The following is a 19,622-nucleotide window of genomic DNA, read 5'->3' on the forward strand; positions in this document are numbered from 1 at the left end:
TGTTTTTATATGAAGAATTAGGCGATGAGGGATAAATGTTAAAGAGAATGTAGCGCTTGTAATTTGGCCGCTAATACCTCAATATGTCCGTCAAACCTGTCTTTAGTTCTTCCAGTTGTTTTTCAGTAATTTCTCCAATCTTTTTGATCAGTCGTTCTTTTGAAAGTGAGCGTATATGAAAAGTTAATACTTCAGATTTTGCCGTTAATCCGTTTGTTGAATTTGGTTTCAATACTATATTTCCTTTGTAGCCTTTAATTTTTGTAGTTAGCGGACATGTAATTACAATTGGCATGTAGTCGTTTAAAACATTGCCACTAATAATAACAACCGGGCGCATTCCTCTTTGCTCGCTGCCTTTTACCGGATTTAAATCGGTAATCCAGATTTCACGCTGTTTCATTGCCCAGTTGTTTAAAATAATCTTCCATTCCTTCTTCAGCAATCTCTAGTATGTCTTCGTCTTGCGTTGCTTGTTTGTACGATTTTATGTATTCAGCACGATTGAGTTGATCAAGGTAGATTTGCAGTGCTTTCTCAATAATTTTATTCTTGGGCATCGAAAGTTTTTGCGCCATTTCGTTTAAACGTAGCAAAATATCGTCGGGTAAAGTACTGGTGAAAGTTGCCATTGCTTGCTGATTTATATTTGTAAAATACAAATATATAATAAAAATATATTAGAGCAGTAAATAGTGTTATCTTTGTGTGACGATATAAATGTTAGACCATGGATAAACAAGAAATATTTATGCGGGCGGCAATTACGCTTGCACAACAGGGGATGGACGGTAATCATGGTGGCCCGTTTGGTGCCGTAGTGGTAAAGGATAATAAAATCATCGGAAAAGGATACAATCAGGTAACTTCATCAAACGACCCCACTGCACATGCCGAAGTAGTTGCGATACGGGAAGCGTGTAAGGTTTTAAATACCTTTCAGTTGGAAGGATGTACGATTTATACCTCGTGCGAGCCTTGCCCGATGTGTTTAGGCGCCATTTACTGGGCGCGCCCCGATAAGGTTGTTTTTGGAGCAACAAAACAGGATGCGGCAAGTGCACAATTTGACGATCAGTTTATTTACGATGAGCTGGAGACGGAGCTGAGTCGGCGCCACATTCAGTTTGAGAATATGATGCGCGATGAAGCCCGGGAGGTTTTTGACGCATGGAATAAAAAGGAGGATAAAAAGGAATATTAACTGCGAACTTCATTAGAAGAACTTTGTAAAAATCCACTCGACAATATTTTTCTTATTTTTATTGCATGACCGGCGAAAAGAATCAGGATCAGAACAAACGAACAGAAGAACTGGAGCAAGAGCTTTCGAAGCTAAAACTTGAACTGGAGAATGTTAAATTTCAGGAGGAGCAGGAGCGGGAGAAACGTTTGTTTTACCAGTTGATTGCCGAGTTTGCTTTTGCCTGGGAGTTGTGGTTTGAACCCAATGGCAAGATAAAATATTGTTCGCCCTCGTGTTCCGATCTTACAGGATATACCGCAAATCAAATTATTGCTTCGCCCGGAATTGCAGCCTTGCTTATTTACGATGCCGACAAAGAGAAATACAGTAACTTTTTAACCGGAGCTTTAAGTCAGACACTGGTTAACCAAACCCTCGAATTTCGAGTGCTTACGCGTACCAAACAACTTCGGTGGTTTATGATGAATGTGCGTGGTGTATACGATAAAATTGGCAAGTATCTTGGAATTAGGGCATCTGTAATAGATATTAGCCGACTGAAACAGGCCATGGGGCACATTTCTGAATTGGAGCGCACCAAAGAATTTGATAGCCGAAACAAACAGCGCCTGCAAACCGAACTGGAGATGAAAGACCGAGAACTGGTTTCGTTTTTATTGCAGCTGTCGCAGAAAAATGAGTTGTTGAATAAAGCGGTTCACATCCTTCAGTCGGATGAGGCAACTAAATCGAAAAAAGCTGTTACGCTTGTTCAGCAGTTAAAAGATTTATTGGAGGCCAATGCGGTTCAACCGGTTGATTGGTCGATGGTAGAAAACCAGGTGGATAAAATTCATCCGGGCTTTCTCGATCGCCTGCAAAAGAGACATCCTGTGGTTTCGGTCAACGATAAAAAATTGTGTTCCTACATTCGTTTGGGCTTATCGAGCAAAGAAATTGCCGGTTTGCTGAATATTACTTCCAAAAGCGTGGAAATCTCACGTGTACGACTGCGGAAAAAACTGGGCATAAACGAAAAAATCCGTCTGGTGAACTATCTCGGGCAATTGTAGTATTAGGTATTATTTTATTTGGTCATATTTTGATGTAGTGTTTTATAACTATATAAATCGCATTAAGACAGTGGATTTGTATTTTAGTGTTAGGTTAGTGTTTGTTTGTGTTGTGTTGTTGTTAGGTTGTTGTGCGACTTGGTATATTGTTTTTACAATAACTTTGGTTTTCAAAATAGTCCGTAATGACACAAAACACAGCAAACAATTACCGAAAGTTATATGATGAGGAAATAGGGCAGCTCGTTCATCAGGGGTGTTCGTCTTCCGATTGGAGTTTAGTAAAAGTCTCACACGATTTTATTCCTGACTGTATTGAGAACTGCAAGTTTTCAGGTAGTATACGTTTAGATAGTTTCGCCGGATCAGTAAAGCTGATAGGTGGTATTACGTTTAAAACAGGTATCTACAACGCCTGGTTGCACAACTGCGAGGTGGGAAAAAATGCACTGATCCACAACGTAAGAAGTTACATTGCCAACTACCGGATTGAAGAGAATGTGGTTATTCATAACATCACAACACTGGCTGTTGATGGCGAAACATCGTTTGGAAATGGTGTAGTGGTTGAAGCAATAAACGAAGGAGGAGGCCGCGAGATTCCGATTTACGATTATCTCTCAACACATGTTGCCTACATGATGGCTTTATACAGACATCGGCCCGAGGTGGTGCGTTCGCTTAAAAAAATGGTTGCCGACTACACCAAATATGTTAGTAGCGAAATGGGGGTGATCGGAGCCGATTCGAAAATTCTGAATTGTAACACCATTTTAAATGTTAAAACCGGACCGGCTACCATAATCGATGGGGCTAAAAAATTACACAACGGAAGTATTAATAGTAACTACGAAGCACCCGTAACGATTGGCGAAGGAGTGATCATGGATAACTTTATTATTAGTTCAGGGTCGAAAATCACCGATGCCACGCTGGTTTCAAAATGTTTTATTGGTCAGGGCTGCGTGCTCGATAAACATTATTCGGCCGAAAACTCCTTGTTTTTTGCCAATTTTCAGGGATTTCACGGCGAGGCCTGTTCTATATTTGCCGGACCATACACCGTTACGCATCATAAATCGACTTTGCTGATTGCCGGAATGTTCTCGTTTTTAAATGCCGGAAGTGGATCGAACCAAAGTAACCACCTGTATAAGCTGGGGCCTATTCACCAGGGAATTATGGAGCGCGGTGCAAAAACCACCAGCGATTCCTATGTGCTGTGGCCTTCGCGTATTGGAGCATTCTCGCTTGTAATGGGGCGCCACTACAAACATTGTGATACGACTGATTTTCCGTTCTCGTACCTGATTGAGAGTAAGGACGAAAGTATTCTTGTTCCTGCCATCAATCTGAAAAGTATCGGGACGATTCGCGATACACAAAAGTGGCCAAAACGTGATAAACGAACCGATTCGAACCTGCTCGACCTGATTAATTTTAATTTGCTGAGTCCGTACACCATTGATAAAATGGTTAAAGGGCGGCAGAGATTAATGGATCTCCAAAAATCCTCAGACGATAACGTGGAGGCGTATACTTACGATCGAATGAAGATCGAGAAACGTGCGCTCGACCGTGGAATCCAGTTGTATGAAATGGCAATCTGGAAATTTCTGGGTAACTCGTTAATTACCCGTCTCAACGGAAATGAGTATAAAACCGCAGCCGATATTCAAAAAGCTCTTCAACCCGACATGAAATTTGGTAGAGGATATTGGGTTGATCTGGCCGGTATGATCTGTCCTTTTGAGGCGCTTGACCAATTGCTACAATCAATAGAAAATGGCACGGTGCAGTCGCTTGAAGAAGTTAACTCGGCATTGGCAACTATGCATAAGAATTACTACAATTTCGAGTGGACCTGGACAGTAGACGTGCTCGAAAGTTTTTATGGAAAAAGTATTTCGGAGTTTGAAGCGTCTGATGTGATAAACATTGTAAAGAAATGGAAAGAAAGCGTGCTGGGAATCGATCGCTTTTTGTACGAAGACGCCCGGAAAGAATTTTCGATGAGTAAAATGACCGGTTTTGGTGTTGATGGGCAGGACGGGGCACGCGAACTTGATTTTGCCGAAGTGCGCGGCGAGTTTGAAGATAATGATACCGTAAAAGAAATTAAAGAGCATATGGAGAAAAAGGAACGGCTTGGTAGCCGGGTGATCGAGCAAATGATGCAGGTGCGGGTAGATAAGCAAACAGTTGAAAACAATATTTAAAACCCAAACAAGAAATTATGTGTGGAATAGTAGGATATATAGGAGATAAAAAGGCCTTCCCGATTCTAATCGGAGGACTAAAAAGATTGGAATACCGTGGGTATGATTCGGCGGGCGTGGCCTTGTTAAACGGTTCGCTCGAAAACTATAAAAAGAAAGGCAAGGTATCAGATCTCGAAGCCTTTGTGGCCGGCAAAGCTGATGGCGGAACCATTGGCATAGGGCATACACGTTGGGCAACACATGGCGAACCCAGCGATAAAAACGCGCATCCGCATGTTTCTATGAATGGTCATTTTTCCATTGTTCATAACGGTATTATCGAAAATTATGCGCAGCTGAAACGTGATCTGGAAACACATGGCTACACCTTTGAAAGTGACACCGACACAGAGGTGTTGGCCAACCTGATCGAGTATTTTTATTTGCAGGACGATGAAATGTCGTCGGAAGCGGCGGTGCAGCTCGCCTTGTCGAAAGTGGTGGGTGCATACGGAATTGCCGTGCTTTGCAAAAAGGAAACTGAGAAAATTGTGGTGGCTCGAAAAGGCAGCCCGCTGGTGGTTGGCCTAGGGAGCGGCGAATATTTTATTGCCAGCGATGCCTCGCCCATTGCCGAATATACCAACCAGGTGATCTACCTAAACGACGAAGATATTGCCATTCTGCAAAAAGATGGCTTTACCTTAAGCAATGTTCAGAACACCCCGGTTTCGCTGAAGATCAGCAATATCGATATGGAAATCGGGGCGATGGACAAAGGCGATTACGATTATTTTATGCTCAAGGAAATTCACGAGCAGCCAAAAACAATTGAAGAAACTTTTCGCGGACGTTTGCAAAACGATTATTCCGAGATTGTGCTTGGTGGCTTACTAAATGTTTTCCCAAAAATCGAGGCGGCAAAGCGGATTGTTATCATTGGTTGCGGAACATCGTGGCATGCCGGGCTGATTGCCGAATACCTCTTTGAGGAATACGCACAGGTTTCGGTTGAAGTGGAATATGCCTCCGAGTTTCGTTACCGGAAGCCGGTGTTGTCGTCCGACGATGTAGTGATTCTCATCAGTCAGAGTGGCGAAACGGCCGATACACTGGCGGCTTTGGAGCTGGCCAAATCAAAAGGAGCAACCGTGCTTGGTATTTGTAATGTGGTGGGCTCAACCCTGTCGCGCGAAACCGAAGCCGGTGTATATACCCATGCCGGTGTCGAAATTGGTGTGGCCTCAACTAAAGCATTTACCGCGCAGGTAACCGTGCTTACCATGATCGCTCTGAAACTGGCTAAGCGCAAGGGAACCATCAGCAGCGATGACTATACAATGCTGGTAAAAGAGCTGGCCGAAATTCCTGAAAAAGGACGTGCCATTCTCAACGACGGAGAAAAAATAAAGGCCATTGCCGAAAAATACCACGAGGCCGTAAATGCGCTTTACCTCGGGCGCGGCTACCTGTTTCCGGTGGCGCTCGAAGGGGCTTTAAAGCTAAAAGAGATCTCGTACATTCACGCCGAAGGTTATGCCGCCGGCGAAATGAAACACGGCCCAATTGCGCTGGTCGATAATAATTTGCCGGTTGTGGTGGTGGCGCCTCAGGATGATTATTACGAAAAAGTGGTCAGCAATATTCAGGAGGTAAAAGCCCGCAAAGGAAACGTAATTGCCATTGTAACCGAGGGCGACAAGGGCTTAAAAGAGATGGTAAACGATATCATCGAAATACCAAAATCGCACCCCGCGGTGGCACCCTTGCTGGCGGTAATTCCGCTGCAGCTAATGGCCTATCACATCGCTTTGCTAAAAGGTTGCAACGTCGATCAGCCGCGCAACCTGGCCAAATCGGTAACGGTAGAGTAGGGCGTAATAACAATGCCGGACAGCCGGGCTTTCCGCTTTACCTCTTTTGGCAAAGCGTGGTTTTTGTAAACGGTACGGGGGCTCCTTTCATCCGCCTCCATCCGTTAACAAAAACTTCACGCTTGCCTGCAACAGGGTGCCGCTTCAATCCCTGCCGGAGCGTTTCAAAGCAACCAATAAAGAGATTACGGGGGATTCCATCTTTTTTTCACCCGAGGTTAATCCTATTTAATCCCCTCGGGATATTGGCGCTGAAAGCGGCGAATGTGAATAACCCGGTGTGTAGCGCCGGGCTGAAATGACCGGAGGGCAATCGTCCGGATCAGACAGCTGATCAAGGATCGACCGAACTTCTGGACGAAAAACAACTGTTCTTCTTTGATCGTATTTCACAGAAAAAAGCACCCAACCCGCAGGATGGATGCTTTTGCTAACCTTTAAAACAAAATTTATAATAATTATTACTATTTATTCATCTTCGGGTGTTGGAGGTTCTTCTTCCTCGCCACTGTCTTTACGGCCTTCGCGAATAGCAATTGTATTCTCTAAGGTTTTTATTTTCTGGTTCAGCTCGATAATGAAATTCTCAATTTGGGGCGTTTGCATATTCAAACTTACCAACGCATTTACCCGCTCAACCATTAGCTCATACAGCGGATCGATTTCAAGACGCACCACTTTGGCATTACCGCTGTTTTTGTTGGCCAGCACAGTATCGCGTTCGTCTTGTTTGGCTTTAAATGCTACATTCAGGTTGTTAAGGTGCGATACCCAGGTGCCAAGTCCGCAAGTGGCAACAAAGCCAGCATTTTCGCGCTGCGTTAAATCGCCACCTAAGTTGGTAAGCCCTGCTGTTTCTTCGTTATAGCTTACCCTTCGCACATCGCCATATAAATCGAACAAGCGTCTCAGGCTTTTGGCCGCTTCCACTTCTTCTGGTATAGTGCACAAAAGAGTAGCATTAATACGCATATCGATAGCGCGCCAAACATTATCTCTGTCCTGATCTAAGTTTTGTAGTTGTTCGGTTAACACTGTGCCCTGATCAACGCGCAATTCGTCGTCGAGCTTGGTTAAGGCAGCATCGAAGTCTGCAAATTCGGCTTCCGAATGTATGGCGGCCGGGGTAAGTATCACGAGCAAACTTTTAAAGTCGCTCATAAACTGGAAGTATTCTCCGTTGCGGAGTTTATACAAAAAAAGATTTAAAATTTTTTTCATGATAATGTGGGTTACGAATTAGAAACTATGTTTTTAAAGGTTATTTAATTTTGTTTTTGTGAAAAGCGTTTGGCTGATCGAGCGATTTATTTTTTGTTCAATAAAATTAGAGCAAATGTTTACTAAAGTCAATGCTTCAGATTATGTTCCACAGCATTTTTGTCGGTGCTGCATTTAAACCACATGCAAATCATCACTGAATTTACCTCTCAACACTATTGCGGTGTGCCAGAAAGATATTTAGCAGGCTTCTCGCAGCTGTGCGGCCCCGGTCTCACGAAAATTTTACCCTTGCTGCAAAACTACATAGGGGGTCTAAACAAAATTTTTTGCCTGTTGCAATGCTGCGAGGTGGGTCTCACAAAAATTAATCGTAGTTACACGGCTGCATGGTGGGTCTAAACAAATTTGCAGGCATGTTACACGGCTGCAGGAGGGGTATAAACAAAATTTTTTGCCATTTGCAGCGCTGCAACACGCCATCCACAAAGTTTGCCGGGTAATTACACGGCTGCAGGAAGCCTGTAATCAGTGAGTTACAAGGGTGCGGAGAATGTATGGTTTTCGGAAAACCGCGTGTGGTGAGGCATAGGGGTTAAAGCCCGGTTACAATAAAAATAAACAGTAATCATAATAAGTATTGTTATACCTCCGATTTAGAGTAATAACATTACCTTTAGCTTTGAGATAATGAAAATAGCATTACCTGGTGATGTTTCACCACCGTTAGGCACCATAATGAAACAAAAACTCAACAATGGATTTAAACGAAATTTTGGATTATTCTTCGGAAACATCAAATATTGATTTTAAGCAGGCTGAATATCCTTTAGGAAAGGTGTTCAACAAGAATGAGTTTTTAAAAGATATTTCAGCGATGGCAAACAATCCATCTGATGAAAAGAAATATATCTTTATTGGAGTAATAGAAAAAGATGGACTAGCAGATAGTTTTATTTCAATTCCAGAATTGACAGACCAAGCCAAATATCAACAATTTTTGGATAATAATATTGAGCCTCAAATTAACTTCCAGTATTCACAATTTGAATATAATGGGTACAAGCTTGGTTGTTTCATAATTGAGAATAATAACGAAAGACCATATCTTTTTAAAAAGAATGTACAAAACCCTATAACAAATGAAATAGAGTATAGACCAGGTGATGGAGTTATTAGAGTTGGAACAAGTTCCAGAAAAATGATTCGCAAGGATTTCGAATTAGTTTACTCTAACCGAATTAAATTAAAAGATAGAAAATCAGACATTAAAATCACTCCTTACCTTAAAGATTGTTCAAATACAATAATGCAAGACAAGGGTTATAGATGCGTTGAATTTAAAATAGAAAATAATTCAAATAAATCAATTGGTTTTGACTTGGAGGCGCGTTTCCCATACCATAACAAATACCAAATATTGAAGAAATTTGATATAGACAAACAAATAATTCAGGAAGCCAAAAGTACGTTTAATTCATCTTTTGCAATATCATTTAGTCCTTTAGTAGACTACTCCATTTTTGCTTTACATTTCGAACGCAAAGACTCATGTTTATGTGTTAGTCGTGTTCAAAAAGTTAATCAAAAAGCCGCTGTCGAAATTGCACAAAATGACTTCGAAGAAGATATTCTTCAAAATGAGGTATTAGTGTTAAACAAGAATAATGTTCCAATTATTGTCGATTTGATTTTACGAAGTGATGACTTTATTGATGGAGCATTAAAACAAAGTTTTGAGATAAATAATGAATAAATTACGGTGCCTAACAAATTGCAAATTGCATTGCGGGTGTAGTGGTGTGCGTTGTCTCTGCTCCTTTCTTGACCGTCATGTCCTACCGGACACTGACGCTCTTCGAAATCCGCAACGACAACTTGCAAGTGACCGTTAATATCCGGTTGGACGATACTACCTACAGGAAATTAACTCGCTCCGACGCAACCTTTTCACCGTCACACCAATCTAAAGGGAAACACTTCTAAATTAAAACACTTCTTATGAAACAACTAAACAGAATAATCAGACTGACTTTAATAGCCACCGTAATACTTATGTGGGGCTGTTGGCGAGATGACGATACAAACGCGAAGAAAACGGCAGACGGCAAAACCAGCTTGTTTGGCGAGGTAACCGATCCTGAAACTCCACAACCAAGTACGGGCGATGGTGCTTATGAATATGCTGCTGCTGATGGATCGGGAAGATCAAGCGGGACCGGATCGCCGACAAGCACCGGCGACTGGGGCGGTGGAAATCCAAACGGGCAATACGAACCGGGAGTGTTAACTGCCGGCGAATGGAACGACCTCGATAACTGGGAGTTTTGGAATAACCTGCTAAACAACCAGGAGTATTACGAGGATGTAAATAAATGGAACCTGAAAGAAATAAAAAGGTACAGTTTTGTGGTGTTCGATAAAAATGAATCGCCGGTTGCCAATGCCGAAATCAGTCTCTTTTCCGATGAGGTGGAAGTTTGGAAAACCAAAACCGATAATAAAGGGAAAGCTTCATTGTGGTCGGATTTGAATCTCGACGGGTTAACGGCCCGTGTTGCGTTTGACGGCGCCGAAGAACTTATCGATGCCCTGGAATACGCCGACGGAATAAATACAGTGTATCTTGATAAAACAGTAGAAAACAATAAAGTAATAGATGTATATTTTGCTGTTGATGCAACGGGCTCGATGAGCGATGAGATCAACTATTTAAAAGCAGAGTTAAATGATGTAATTGTACGGATTAAAGAAAATAATCCTTCGCTGGAAATGCGTTTCGGGTCGGTGTTTTACCGGGATGAGGGTGATGAGTTTGTTACGCGCCCATTCAGTTTTACCAGCGACGAAAGCAGCCTGGTTTCTTTTATTTCGGAACAGTCGGCCGATGGTGGCGGCGATTTCCCTGAGGCTGTGCATTCGGCACTCGATGTGGCCATTACGCAGAGTTCGTGGAATAATGATGCCTCGGCCCGGATACTGTTTTTGTTACTGGATGCTCCGCCTCACTACACGCAGGACGTAATTTCAAGTCTGGAATCAAACCTGATAAAAGCCGCCGATAAAGGAATTAAAATAGTACCCATTACCGCTTCGGGTATTGATAAGGCAACGGAGTATTTAATGCGTTCTTTCGCCATATTGACCAACGGAACGTATGTGTTTATAACCGACGACAGTGGTGTTGGAAATGATCACCTGGAACCAACAATTGGTGAATTCGAGCTTGAAAAACTAAACGATCTGATGGTGAGATTGGTGAGTGAGTACGTGCCTTAAGTCGTATTTCATAATTGTATTTGCATAAAAAACGCTAATGGATTCTCGCTGCAATGTAACGGAATCCGTTAGCGTTTTTCTTTTACAGGATAGAGTTATCGGTTAAAATTCGCTGCTTAACGACCGTATTAAGTCAGTGGTCGATAAAATTAGAAGCATCAGAACATTTGCGTAACTTTACTATCATATTAGTTATTGACTTATAATCCTGTTTACAAATGAACGGCAAAATAGCAATACCCAAAAAGTTCTATTTTATCTTGTTTGCTTCGGTTGTTGCTATTTGCCTGTTCTCTTTCACCATCGGTCGCGAACTCTATGCCGGTAAAACAGAGAATATCTTTTCCTTTGGTCTTATTCATTTTGCCGGTTACCTTTTCTTTTTGCTCATGCCGGTTGAGCTGGCATTTATCTATTATTTGCCCTATTACCCGGGGGTTGATCTGATTACTACTGCTATGTTAACAGCGGTTACGGCGCAGTTTATCGATTATTTAATTGGCCGCTTATTGCGTCCGAACAAAATTATTGAACTGATGGGGCAGAAGCGCATTGAAAAAGCGGAGCAAAAAATTAAACGCTTTGGCATGCTCACCATTTTTGTATTCAACCTGTTTCCCTTATCGTCGCCGGTAATTGCATTGGCCGCCGGAATGTTACGTTACGATTTTCGACGGTTTTTGGTGGTGAGTATTTTGGGACTTTTGCTGAAATATGTGGTTATTTACCTGGTGTTTAAAGGTTGAGGAGTTACGAGCCACTAGCTGCGAGCCACTAGCTACGAGCCGCGAGCTTCTAGTATCAAGTATCCAGAATCCAGTATCCAGTATCCAGTATCCAGTATCGAGCATCCAGTATCAAGCATCCAGCATCCAGTTGAGCGTAGCGAAATCCCGACCGTAGCGTCGGGGCATCATGTTTTCCCAATTATCGACCCATATAACCCGATGTTCGATTTCCCCGCAAACATTTTGTCAAATTATTGGCAATGGTGCATAAAAGGATTTTGTCCTTATAAAATTAGTGTAACTTTGTCGCCGGATTTTTAAAAACAAAAAATTATGAAGGCATTTGTATTCCCTGGTCAGGGAGCGCAGTTCCCGGGAATGGGAAAGGATTTATATGAAAATTCTGCTGAAGCAAAAGCATTATTCGAAAAAGCAAACGATATTTTAGGTTTCAATATCACCGACATCATGTTCGAAGGTGAGGTTGAAGACCTGAAACAAACAAAAGTAACCCAACCAGCCATTTTCTTACACTCTGTATTATTGGCGAAAACATTGAAGGATTTTGCTCCTGATATGGTTGCCGGTCACTCGTTGGGAGAGTTCTCGGCACTGGTTGCCAACGGAACACTGAACTTTGAAGACGGTTTGAAACTGGTTGCACAACGTGCAATGGCCATGCAAAAAGCATGCGAAGTTGAGCCATCGACAATGGCTGCAATTGTTGGTTTGGAAGATGCAGTTGTTGAGGCTGTTTGTGCCGAAATCGACGACGTAGTAGTTCCTGCAAACTACAATTGTCCGGGACAGTTGGTAATCTCAGGTTCTGAAGCCGGAATTGACAAGGCTTGTGCGTTGTTAACCGAAAAAGGTGCAAAACGTGCGTTGAAACTGGTTGTAGGTGGTGCTTTCCACTCGCCTTTTATGGAGCCTGCCCGTGAAGAGCTGGCTGCTGCTATTGAGGCAACTACGTTCAATCAGCCAACTTGTCCGGTTTACCAGAATGTTGACGCAAAACCGGTTTCTGATCCTGCAGTGATCAAAGAAAACCTGATCGCTCAGCTTACTGCTCCTGTAAAATGGACACAGATCGTAGAAAATATGATCGCCGACGGTGCTACTTCGTTCACCGAAGTTGGTCCGGGTAAAGTGTTACAGGGATTGGTAAAAAAAGTTGACCGCTCGATGGAAACTGCCGGCGTAAACAGTTACGAAGGATAGAAGTCTTCCACTACGCTCAGACTGACGTTTGGGGTAGCGATATAGATAAAAAATCCCGGACCTTTTAAGTCCGGGATTTTTTATGGTATTAATTAATTGATTAATCCATGTGTTTCTGCAGCATCCGGTAAATGGTCGATTTCCCAATTCCTAATTTCGATGCTACCAGGCGCACATTCTGATTGTATTTATTCAAAAAGAATTTTACAATTTCGTTGTTGTATTCTTCCAGTGTTTTTTCCTGGGCAAGCAGGTTTTGCACACTTTCATCAACATTCATATTCAGGTGGCTCGGTTTGATCACATCGCGGCTACACATTACGCAAGCCAGTTCCATGATTGCTTTTAGCTCTCTGATGTTGCCGGGATAGTGGTAGTTCGATAACATTTGTTTTGCCTCTGCCGACAGGGTTTTGGGTTCCATTTCATTGTCGCGGCAAAACTCATCAACAAAAAACTTAGCCAGCAAAATTTTGTCGTTTCCGCGCTGACGTAAGGGTGGAATTTCGATTGGTAAACCCAGCAGACGATAGTAAAGGTCTTGTCGGAACTGGTCGTCGCCCGACAACGTGGCCAGGTTTTTATGTGTCGCCGAAATAATGCGTACATCAAGAGGTATTACATCGTGGCCACCCAAACGCACCAATTCTCGTTCCTGTAAAACGCGCAGCAATTTTGCCTGAAGATTTAAATTCAGGTCGGCAATTTCATCAAGGAAAAGTGTACCTCCGTTGGCGGCCTCAAACTTTCCGATCTTTTGAAAATCAGCACCTGTAAATGCACCTTTTTCGTGTCCGAACAATTCGCTCTCGATCAGCCCGTCGGGAATGGCCGACACGTTTACTGCTATAAATGGCTTGGCACTGCGTTTCGAGTTGTAGTGAATTCCTTTGGCAACCAGTTCTTTACCCGTTCCGGTTTCACCCGAAATGGATACAGAAATGTTGGTTTGAGTAGCTTTGTTCATTAGCTCAAACACGTGCTCAATTTCGCGGCTGTTACCTTTTATAAGGTTTTTAAAATTATATTTCTCGGCAACCGCTTCTTTTAAATTGGTGTTTTCGGTTTGAAGTTGGTCAGTCCTGTAAATATTTCGGATAATGTTACTCAGTTTTTCCCTGGTGTCGGGTGCTTTCATAATGTAATCGTAGGCACCGTTTTTCATCAACTCTATAGCAGTCGAGATATCGTCCTGTGCTGAAATTACGATTACATGCGTATCCGGGATTTTTTCCTGAATTTTAGCGAGTACTTCTTTCCCTGTCATATCGGGAAGCGTGTAGTCAAGCGTTACCACATCAGGCTTTTCGTTCATTGCATTAATGAAGTCTGTCCCGTTGTGAAACACTTTTACCTGTAATTGATCATCCAGAAGTTGCTTTTTTAGCACTCTGGCGTAAAGTACATTGTCTTCCACAATGTACACTTTGTAGTTGTTCCTGGGTTTTTGGTTGGCCATTTCTTTTATTTAGAGTGCTTAAAAATAGTGAAATGTAAGAATCTATCAAACAAAATGTCCAAATATTGGAAAATAATTAGGCGAGATTCCCAATTTTAAATTAATAGTGCCTGTTTCTCTCGGTTTTGTAAGGTTTTTGTCTTCTGTTTTGCGTGCCAAAAAATTATTTAATGTTAAATGGATTGCCAGTTTTAGCAATATTTGCTGGTAAGCGCGTTACAAATTCTGAACACCGGCTTCCTTTTGGTGTTGTTGTTCAATAATCGAAGTACATTTTTATTATTGCCGGTACCAGGTGCTTGAATAAAATGTTAGCATTTAAAAGTGTATTGGCAGGTAAAATTGGAATTGTATTGTTAAATTTAAACAAACGAAATTCAAAAATTGAAAAGAATGAATTATTCCGCCTTTCATAAATTAAGTTATGGCTTGTATTTAATTGCTACAGAATTGAACGGCGAAAAAGCCGGTTATATTGGAAACACCGCTTTTCAGATTACTGCCGAGCCATCGAAAATTGCCATTAGTTGTAATAAAAATAACTACTCAGCTCAAAAGATTATTGATAGTAAAAAGTTTTCGATCTCAGTATTGAAGAAAGAGGTTGATACTTCCTTGATCGGTAAGTTTGGGTTTATGTCGGGAGCCGATATCGACAAGTTTCAGGGCGTAGAAACCATAACGGCAAAAACCGGTGCTCCAATCGTTGTTGATTCGTCGGTGGCGTGGTTTGATTGCGAAGTGATTGACTACGCCGATGTGGGTTCACACTATTTAATTACAGCCGAAGTGGTGGATGGTGATAAACTGTCGGATGAAGAACCGCTGACTTATGCCTATTATCATGCCAAATATAAAATGCGGTCGCCGAAAAATGCGCCAACTTATATTGATAAAGATAAACTGGAAGAAGAGCCGGAACCTGTTGTATACGAAGAGGTAGAAGAGGAAGAACACAAGCATACGGTGAGTGAAGACGGAATCTATTCGTGCAATATTTGTGGCTATCAGTACGATCCGGAAGAGGGTGACCCTGCGCTTGGAATACCTCCGGGAACGCCTTTTGAAGATTTGCCTGACGATTGGAAATGTCCGATCTGCAACGCTTCAAAAGACGATTTTACAAAGGTTTAGAAAGTTGTTAAAGCCTATAAGGTTCGGTGAGTGCCATCGCAAAATGGTTTCTTTTTGGAGTGTTTGCATTGACAAAGCCAAACTTCCTTTTTCTCATCGATATCGAAAGGTAGTGGTGTAAATTCCGTTCCCTGGTGCGAGCCGTCGCAAAAGGGTTGGTTTTTACTTCGTCCACAGGCACACCAATAATAGGTGCCGGGTTCCAGCGTAAGTGCTTTTGGTGCTTTTTCAGCTATTACAGGTTTCTTCATACATTAAAATTTTTGTTATACATTGGCACAAGATTAAAGTTATTCCGAAAGTAAACTTCTTCGAACGATTCATATTGTGCTCATTTTTTTGTTTAACGTTCATTAAATATACAAATATGTTACGTACTATTTTGTTTAACTGCCTGCTAATTTTACTTGGTGTAACTGCCGGATTCGCGCAGCAAAAACAGCTTTTTTATGTAGGAACTTTTACTTCTGAAGGTGCGGAAGGAATAAACTACTGCAGTTTAAATACCAAAACCGGAGAAATTGATTTGCTCACCACTTTTAAGGGGATTGATAATCCGTCGTTTTTGCGTTTGAGCCCGGATAAGAAGTTTTTGTATACCGTTTCGCGTACCACGCCCGAAGTTGAACCATCGGGTGGTTATGTAGTTGCCTACCAACTCGACAAGATCGGAGGATTACACTTTTTGAATAAGCAGGCCGCAAATGGAAGTGGCCCGTGTCATATTGATGTTTCGCCCGACAGAAAGTACGTGGCAATTGCAACCTATGGCGGAGGAACTACTTCCATTTATCCGGTAGATGAAGATGGCAGCCTTAAAAAAGCGTTGACAGTTGTTAAAAATACAGGCAAGAGTGTACATCCTAATCAGACTCAGCCACATGCTCATTCCATTAAATTCTCAACAAAAGAGCCAAGCATTTTTAGTGCCGACCTGGGAACCGATCAGTTAAATATCTTTCATTTTGAAGATGGGAATTTGGGGCGTTACGAGCAGGAATTTGTAAAGCTGCCGGCCGGTTCAGGGCCAAGGCATTTTGTTTTTCACCCCACCGAAAATATAATTTATGTAATTAATGAACTTAACTCAAGCATTTCGGCAATTCGTAAAACCGGAGAAAAGTGGTCGGTATTTCAAAATATCTCCACCTTACCAAAAGATTTTAATGGCGTGAGTTATTGCGCAGATATTCATTTCTCGAAAGACGGGCAGTATTTGTATGGCTCAAACCGGGGGCATAACTCCATTGCTGTTTTTAAAGTTAAGGCCGATCAGGAATTGACATTTTTAGGAACTGTGCCGGTAGAAGGAGACTGGCCACGAAATTTTGGAATTACACCCGATGGGAAATGGATGTTGGTTGCCAATCAGCGTAGTCATAATATTACGGTCTTTCAGTTGGATGAAGAAAGCGGAATGCCCAAATTCAGCGGAAAACAGATTCGATTGCCGGCGCCGGTTTGTATCGAGTTTCTGTAGCTTTTAGCTCAGTTTGGTACTGATAAGTTTGATAAATTCTTCGCGGGTTGCTACCTTTTCAAAAGCACCCGTAAAATCCGATGTTGTTGTAATGGAGTGTTGTTTTTGTACACCGCGCATTTGCATACACAGGTGTTGTGCTTCAATAACAACGGCAACACCCAGTGGTTTTAGCGTATCCTGGATACAATCTTTTATTTGTGTTGTTAACCTTTCCTGCACTTGCAAGCGGCGGGCAAACACATCAACAACACGGGCAATTTTACTTAATCCGGTAATCGTTCCGTTGGGGATGTAGGCAACGTGTGCTTTCCCTATAAACGGAAGCATGTGGTGTTCACACATCGAATAAATCTCAATATCTTTTACAATCACCATTTGGCGGTAGTCTTCTTTAAACATGGCCGATTGCAGGATTTCTACCGGATCGATCTGGTAACCCTGCAACAGAAATTGCATGGCTTTTGCCACTCTGTCGGGTGTTTTGTCAAGTCCCTCGCGCGATGGATCTTCGCCAACGATCTGCAAAATCTCTTTGTAATGCTCCGAAAGCTGTTCGGTTGCTTCTTCGTTGTACAAATCAGTTCGCTGGTATCCGTTTGAGTTGTTATTCTTTAATGAACACATTGTTGTTAAAATTTTAATCCATACAAAGATTAACTTTTTTTTATAAAATCAGTATGAATGAGTAGATGGATTTGATATACAGTGAGACGATGACTTGTGTTAAAAGCAAGGATGAAATACAGATTTGGTGTAATATATGGACATTGATCCGAAGCATATCAAAACAGGAATTACAAAAATTAATGTATGGAAATTTTGATTGTAGCAGCCACTACAATGGAGATAAAATTGATTGTTGATGAGCTGGAGAAAGTAGAGGAAGAGAGTCATTTTGTAAAGACTTACCGATTTGGTGATTTCAATATTGATATTTTGGTAACGGGCATAGGAAGCTCGTTTGCCACATTTCACTTAACAAACGCACTTCGCGAAAAGAAATACGATGCCGTTATAAACGTTGGTTTGGCCGGAAGTTTAACGCAGGAGCTAAAAATAGGAGAGGTGGTGAATGTGGTTAGCGAAGAATTTGCTGACCTGGGTATTGAGAAACAGCATGAATTTCTTACGCTATTCGAATCGGGATACATTGGGATGAACGATTTTCCGTTTGAAAATGGTTTGCTAAAAGCAAGTAATTCAAACGGTTGGATAAAACTGAAAAAAGTAAAAGGAATAACCACCAACAAAAGTTACGGACGCGATAGCAGTATTGCCGAAATGCGGGAAAAATTTACAGCACATGTAGAGTCGATGGAAGGAGCAGCTGTTTTTTATGTTTGCAACTGGATGGGCGTTAAATGTTACGAAATACGATCGATATCAAATTATGTAGAACCCCGCGATTCGGCAAAATGGAATATTCCTTTGGCCCTTGTCCACCTGAAAGAAGCGTTGTCGGTAATTTTAAAACAAGTTCCTGCACCTGTAAGCTAAATTCATTAACGGGCATGTTTGGTATAGCTGCTTAAGATCCTGATCTAATTGATAATGTTAAATTTTAAGTACAAAAACAAGCTGTTTTGCTTATAGGCATGTGTTTACGCGCAATTTTTTGGCAAATACGAAAAGTTAAATTTATTTTGCCACGCGTACAATAAAAAGCGAAGTGGCTGGTTTTTTATTACAAAGCCACATTTTTCAGAAAACAGCGTTTTTGCGTACCACACAAAACCGCTTTAAAATGATAGTTGTAACAGGAGCAGCCGGGTTTATCGGAAGTTATTTAGTAGGGAAACTCAACAAAGCAGGATACAAAGATCTGATACTGGTTGATAAGTTCGATGACCCCTGGAAGGATTTGAATCTTCTGAAAAAAGATTACCGTGAGTATATTGACCGGGATGAGTTTTTTTACTGGTTAATTAAGAATGCACAGGATGTAGATTTTATATTCCATCTGGGTGCACGTACCGATACGGTGGGGCAGGAGCCCGAACTTTATCAGCAACTGAACTTAATTTATTCGCAACGCCTCTGGAACATTTGTTCCGAAATTCAGGTACCACTTCTCTACGCGTCGTCAGCGGCCACCTATGGCAATGGCGAAGAGGGTTTTTCTGATGAACATCAAAAAATTCAGGATTTACGACCGCTTAATTTGTATGGTTGGTCGAAACACGATTTTGATGTTTGGGCACTGAAGCAATTCCGCACACCGCCGTTTTGGGCAGGAATGAAATTTTTTAATGTATACGGACCCAACGAATACCACAAAGGTCGAATGGCTTCGGTGGTTTTACATGCTTATAAAACCATAAAAGAAACAGGGCACATGCAGCTGTTTCGTTCGCACCATAAAGCCTTTAAAGATGGCGAACAAAGCCGCGATTTTATTTACGTGGAAGACATTGCCGATGTGATGATGTACTTTTTGGAGAATCAGGAAAATACGGGCATATATAATGTAGGCACCGGAAAAGCCCGTTCGTTTCTCGATCTTACAAAAGCTGTTTTTAGTAGTATGAATGTAAATCCGGATATCTCATTTATTGATACGCCCGTTGATTTGCGTGGAAGATACCAGTATTTTACCGAGGCTGAAATGAAAAAATTGCGCGATGCAGGTTACAAAAAGCCTTTTGTGGAATTGGAGGAAGGCGTTAACGAGTACGTAAATAAATACCTGATGACGGAAGCCTGTTTTTAGGTTCCGGTTTCGTTTTTTACCCGAATAGTTTTAATTTTACCTCAAACAGCGAT

The 19,622-nt window shown here is 41.8% G+C and carries 18 protein-coding genes; 12 read left to right on the forward strand and 6 right to left on the reverse strand.

The genetic code is table 11. The annotated features are described in order from the left end of the window. Nucleotides 1–70 precede the first annotated feature (70 nt). The gene (locus tag LH29_RS08505; protein WP_045027717.1) at nucleotides 71–403 is read right to left on the reverse strand and encodes a type II toxin-antitoxin system PemK/MazF family toxin; all 333 of its coding nucleotides are present in this window, start codon (nucleotides 401–403) and stop codon (nucleotides 71–73) included. Continuing rightward, complete coding sequence (locus LH29_RS08510) at nucleotides 390–632, reverse strand: CopG family transcriptional regulator (RefSeq protein WP_045027719.1); 243 nt, start codon at nucleotides 630–632, stop codon at nucleotides 390–392. Before LH29_RS08510 ends, LH29_RS08505 begins: the two co-directional genes overlap by 14 nt. Nucleotides 633–730: 98 nt before the next feature. Between LH29_RS08510 and LH29_RS08515 the strand changes: the two genes are divergently transcribed. From LH29_RS08515 to glmS, 4 genes are all read left to right on the forward strand, one after another. Beyond that, nucleotides 731–1,204, forward strand: a complete 474-nt coding sequence (locus LH29_RS08515; RefSeq protein ID WP_045027722.1) for a nucleoside deaminase — start codon at nucleotides 731–733, stop codon at nucleotides 1,202–1,204. 65 nt (nucleotides 1,205–1,269) lie between these two features. Next, nucleotides 1,270–2,259 carry a PAS domain S-box protein gene (locus LH29_RS08520; protein WP_045027725.1) on the forward strand — a complete coding sequence of 330 codons (990 nt, stop codon included), beginning with the start codon at nucleotides 1,270–1,272 and terminating at the stop codon, nucleotides 2,257–2,259. A gap of 185 nt (nucleotides 2,260–2,444) precedes the next feature. After that, nucleotides 2,445–4,478 (forward strand): DUF4954 family protein, encoded by a 2,034-nt coding sequence (locus LH29_RS08525; RefSeq protein WP_045027728.1) that lies wholly within the window; start codon nucleotides 2,445–2,447, stop codon nucleotides 4,476–4,478. 17 nt (nucleotides 4,479–4,495) lie between these two features. Further along, nucleotides 4,496–6,334 carry a glutamine--fructose-6-phosphate transaminase (isomerizing) gene (gene glmS / locus LH29_RS08530; protein ID WP_045027730.1) on the forward strand — a complete coding sequence of 613 codons (1,839 nt, stop codon included), beginning with the start codon at nucleotides 4,496–4,498 and terminating at the stop codon, nucleotides 6,332–6,334. A 468-nt stretch (nucleotides 6,335–6,802) separates the two neighbouring features. On the opposite strand, the gene LH29_RS08535 is transcribed toward glmS, so the two are convergent. Beyond that, on the reverse strand, nucleotides 6,803–7,555 hold the full coding sequence (locus tag LH29_RS08535) for a DUF6261 family protein (protein WP_045027733.1): 753 nt from the start codon (nucleotides 7,553–7,555) through the stop codon (nucleotides 6,803–6,805). Nucleotides 7,556–8,312: 757 nt separating this feature from the next. Here LH29_RS08535 and LH29_RS08540 point away from each other — a divergent pair. From LH29_RS08540 to fabD, 4 genes are all read left to right on the forward strand, one after another. Next, on the forward strand, nucleotides 8,313–9,311 hold the full coding sequence (locus tag LH29_RS08540; RefSeq protein ID WP_045027736.1) for an AlbA family DNA-binding domain-containing protein: 999 nt from the start codon (nucleotides 8,313–8,315) through the stop codon (nucleotides 9,309–9,311). A gap of 245 nt (nucleotides 9,312–9,556) precedes the next feature. Then, a complete protein-coding gene (locus LH29_RS08545) occupies nucleotides 9,557–10,834 on the forward strand; it encodes a vWA domain-containing protein (RefSeq protein WP_045027738.1) in 1,278 nt (425 codons plus the stop codon). 218 nt (nucleotides 10,835–11,052) lie between these two features. Next, a complete protein-coding gene (locus LH29_RS08550) occupies nucleotides 11,053–11,580 on the forward strand; it encodes a DedA family protein (RefSeq protein ID WP_045027741.1) in 528 nt (175 codons plus the stop codon). Between the two features lie 315 nt (nucleotides 11,581–11,895). Then, nucleotides 11,896–12,783 (forward strand): ACP S-malonyltransferase, encoded by an 888-nt coding sequence (gene fabD, locus LH29_RS08555; protein ID WP_045027743.1) that lies wholly within the window; start codon nucleotides 11,896–11,898, stop codon nucleotides 12,781–12,783. A 100-nt stretch (nucleotides 12,784–12,883) separates the two neighbouring features. Here the strand turns inward: fabD and LH29_RS08560 are convergent, their stop codons facing one another. Further along, nucleotides 12,884–14,242: a sigma-54-dependent transcriptional regulator gene (locus tag LH29_RS08560; protein ID WP_045027746.1), complete on the reverse strand. Its 1,359-nt coding sequence runs from the start codon at nucleotides 14,240–14,242 to the stop codon at nucleotides 12,884–12,886. A 393-nt stretch (nucleotides 14,243–14,635) separates the two neighbouring features. On the opposite strand from LH29_RS08560, the gene LH29_RS25055 reads away from it, so the two are divergent. Further along, on the forward strand, nucleotides 14,636–15,376 hold the full coding sequence (locus LH29_RS25055; RefSeq protein WP_045027749.1) for a flavin reductase: 741 nt from the start codon (nucleotides 14,636–14,638) through the stop codon (nucleotides 15,374–15,376). A gap of 14 nt (nucleotides 15,377–15,390) precedes the next feature. Here LH29_RS25055 and LH29_RS08570 read toward each other — a convergent pair whose 3' ends face one another. Continuing rightward, nucleotides 15,391–15,627: a CDGSH iron-sulfur domain-containing protein gene (locus LH29_RS08570; RefSeq protein ID WP_045027751.1), complete on the reverse strand. Its 237-nt coding sequence runs from the start codon at nucleotides 15,625–15,627 to the stop codon at nucleotides 15,391–15,393. A gap of 116 nt (nucleotides 15,628–15,743) precedes the next feature. Between LH29_RS08570 and LH29_RS08575 the strand changes: the two genes are divergently transcribed. Continuing rightward, complete coding sequence (locus LH29_RS08575; RefSeq protein WP_052670699.1) at nucleotides 15,744–16,856, forward strand: lactonase family protein; 1,113 nt, start codon at nucleotides 15,744–15,746, stop codon at nucleotides 16,854–16,856. A gap of 3 nt (nucleotides 16,857–16,859) precedes the next feature. Here LH29_RS08575 and folE read toward each other — a convergent pair whose 3' ends face one another. Continuing rightward, nucleotides 16,860–17,483, reverse strand: a complete 624-nt coding sequence (gene folE / locus LH29_RS08580) for a GTP cyclohydrolase I FolE (protein WP_045027754.1) — start codon at nucleotides 17,481–17,483, stop codon at nucleotides 16,860–16,862. A 186-nt stretch (nucleotides 17,484–17,669) separates the two neighbouring features. Between folE and mqnB the strand changes: the two genes are divergently transcribed. Then, nucleotides 17,670–18,356 carry a futalosine hydrolase gene (gene mqnB, locus LH29_RS08585; RefSeq protein WP_045027756.1) on the forward strand — a complete coding sequence of 229 codons (687 nt, stop codon included), beginning with the start codon at nucleotides 17,670–17,672 and terminating at the stop codon, nucleotides 18,354–18,356. Nucleotides 18,357–18,603: 247 nt separating this feature from the next. After that, on the forward strand, nucleotides 18,604–19,569 hold the full coding sequence (rfaD, locus tag LH29_RS08590) for an ADP-glyceromanno-heptose 6-epimerase (protein ID WP_045029048.1): 966 nt from the start codon (nucleotides 18,604–18,606) through the stop codon (nucleotides 19,567–19,569). Nucleotides 19,570–19,622: the final 53 nt, after the last annotated feature.

It is taken from the genome of Draconibacterium sediminis, assembly GCF_000949475.1.
Lineage (GTDB): Bacteria > Bacteroidota > Bacteroidia > Bacteroidales > Prolixibacteraceae > Draconibacterium > Draconibacterium sediminis.

Bases quoted from the DNA above. Each gene is read 5' to 3' on its own strand.
- LH29_RS08505 (WP_045027717.1), bottom strand. From the start codon at position 403: ATGAAACAGCGTGAAATCTGGATTACCGATTTAAATCCGGTAAAAGGC.
- LH29_RS08510 (WP_045027719.1), bottom strand. From the start codon at position 632: ATGGCAACTTTCACCAGTACTTTACCCGACGATATTTTGCTACGTTTA.
- LH29_RS08515 (WP_045027722.1), top strand. From the start codon at position 731: ATGGATAAACAAGAAATATTTATGCGGGCGGCAATTACGCTTGCACAA.
- LH29_RS08520 (WP_045027725.1), top strand. From the start codon at position 1,270: ATGACCGGCGAAAAGAATCAGGATCAGAACAAACGAACAGAAGAACTG.
- LH29_RS08525 (WP_045027728.1), top strand. From the start codon at position 2,445: ATGACACAAAACACAGCAAACAATTACCGAAAGTTATATGATGAGGAA.
- glmS (WP_045027730.1), top strand. From the start codon at position 4,496: ATGTGTGGAATAGTAGGATATATAGGAGATAAAAAGGCCTTCCCGATT.
- LH29_RS08535 (WP_045027733.1), bottom strand. From the start codon at position 7,555: ATGAAAAAAATTTTAAATCTTTTTTTGTATAAACTCCGCAACGGAGAA.
- LH29_RS08540 (WP_045027736.1), top strand. From the start codon at position 8,313: ATGGATTTAAACGAAATTTTGGATTATTCTTCGGAAACATCAAATATT.
- LH29_RS08545 (WP_045027738.1), top strand. From the start codon at position 9,557: ATGAAACAACTAAACAGAATAATCAGACTGACTTTAATAGCCACCGTA.
- LH29_RS08550 (WP_045027741.1), top strand. From the start codon at position 11,053: ATGAACGGCAAAATAGCAATACCCAAAAAGTTCTATTTTATCTTGTTT.
- fabD (WP_045027743.1), top strand. From the start codon at position 11,896: ATGAAGGCATTTGTATTCCCTGGTCAGGGAGCGCAGTTCCCGGGAATG.
- LH29_RS08560 (WP_045027746.1), bottom strand. From the start codon at position 14,242: ATGGCCAACCAAAAACCCAGGAACAACTACAAAGTGTACATTGTGGAA.
- LH29_RS25055 (WP_045027749.1), top strand. From the start codon at position 14,636: ATGAATTATTCCGCCTTTCATAAATTAAGTTATGGCTTGTATTTAATT.
- LH29_RS08570 (WP_045027751.1), bottom strand. From the start codon at position 15,627: ATGAAGAAACCTGTAATAGCTGAAAAAGCACCAAAAGCACTTACGCTG.
- LH29_RS08575 (WP_052670699.1), top strand. From the start codon at position 15,744: ATGTTACGTACTATTTTGTTTAACTGCCTGCTAATTTTACTTGGTGTA.
- folE (WP_045027754.1), bottom strand. From the start codon at position 17,483: ATGTGTTCATTAAAGAATAACAACTCAAACGGATACCAGCGAACTGAT.
- mqnB (WP_045027756.1), top strand. From the start codon at position 17,670: ATGGAAATTTTGATTGTAGCAGCCACTACAATGGAGATAAAATTGATT.
- rfaD (WP_045029048.1), top strand. From the start codon at position 18,604: ATGATAGTTGTAACAGGAGCAGCCGGGTTTATCGGAAGTTATTTAGTA.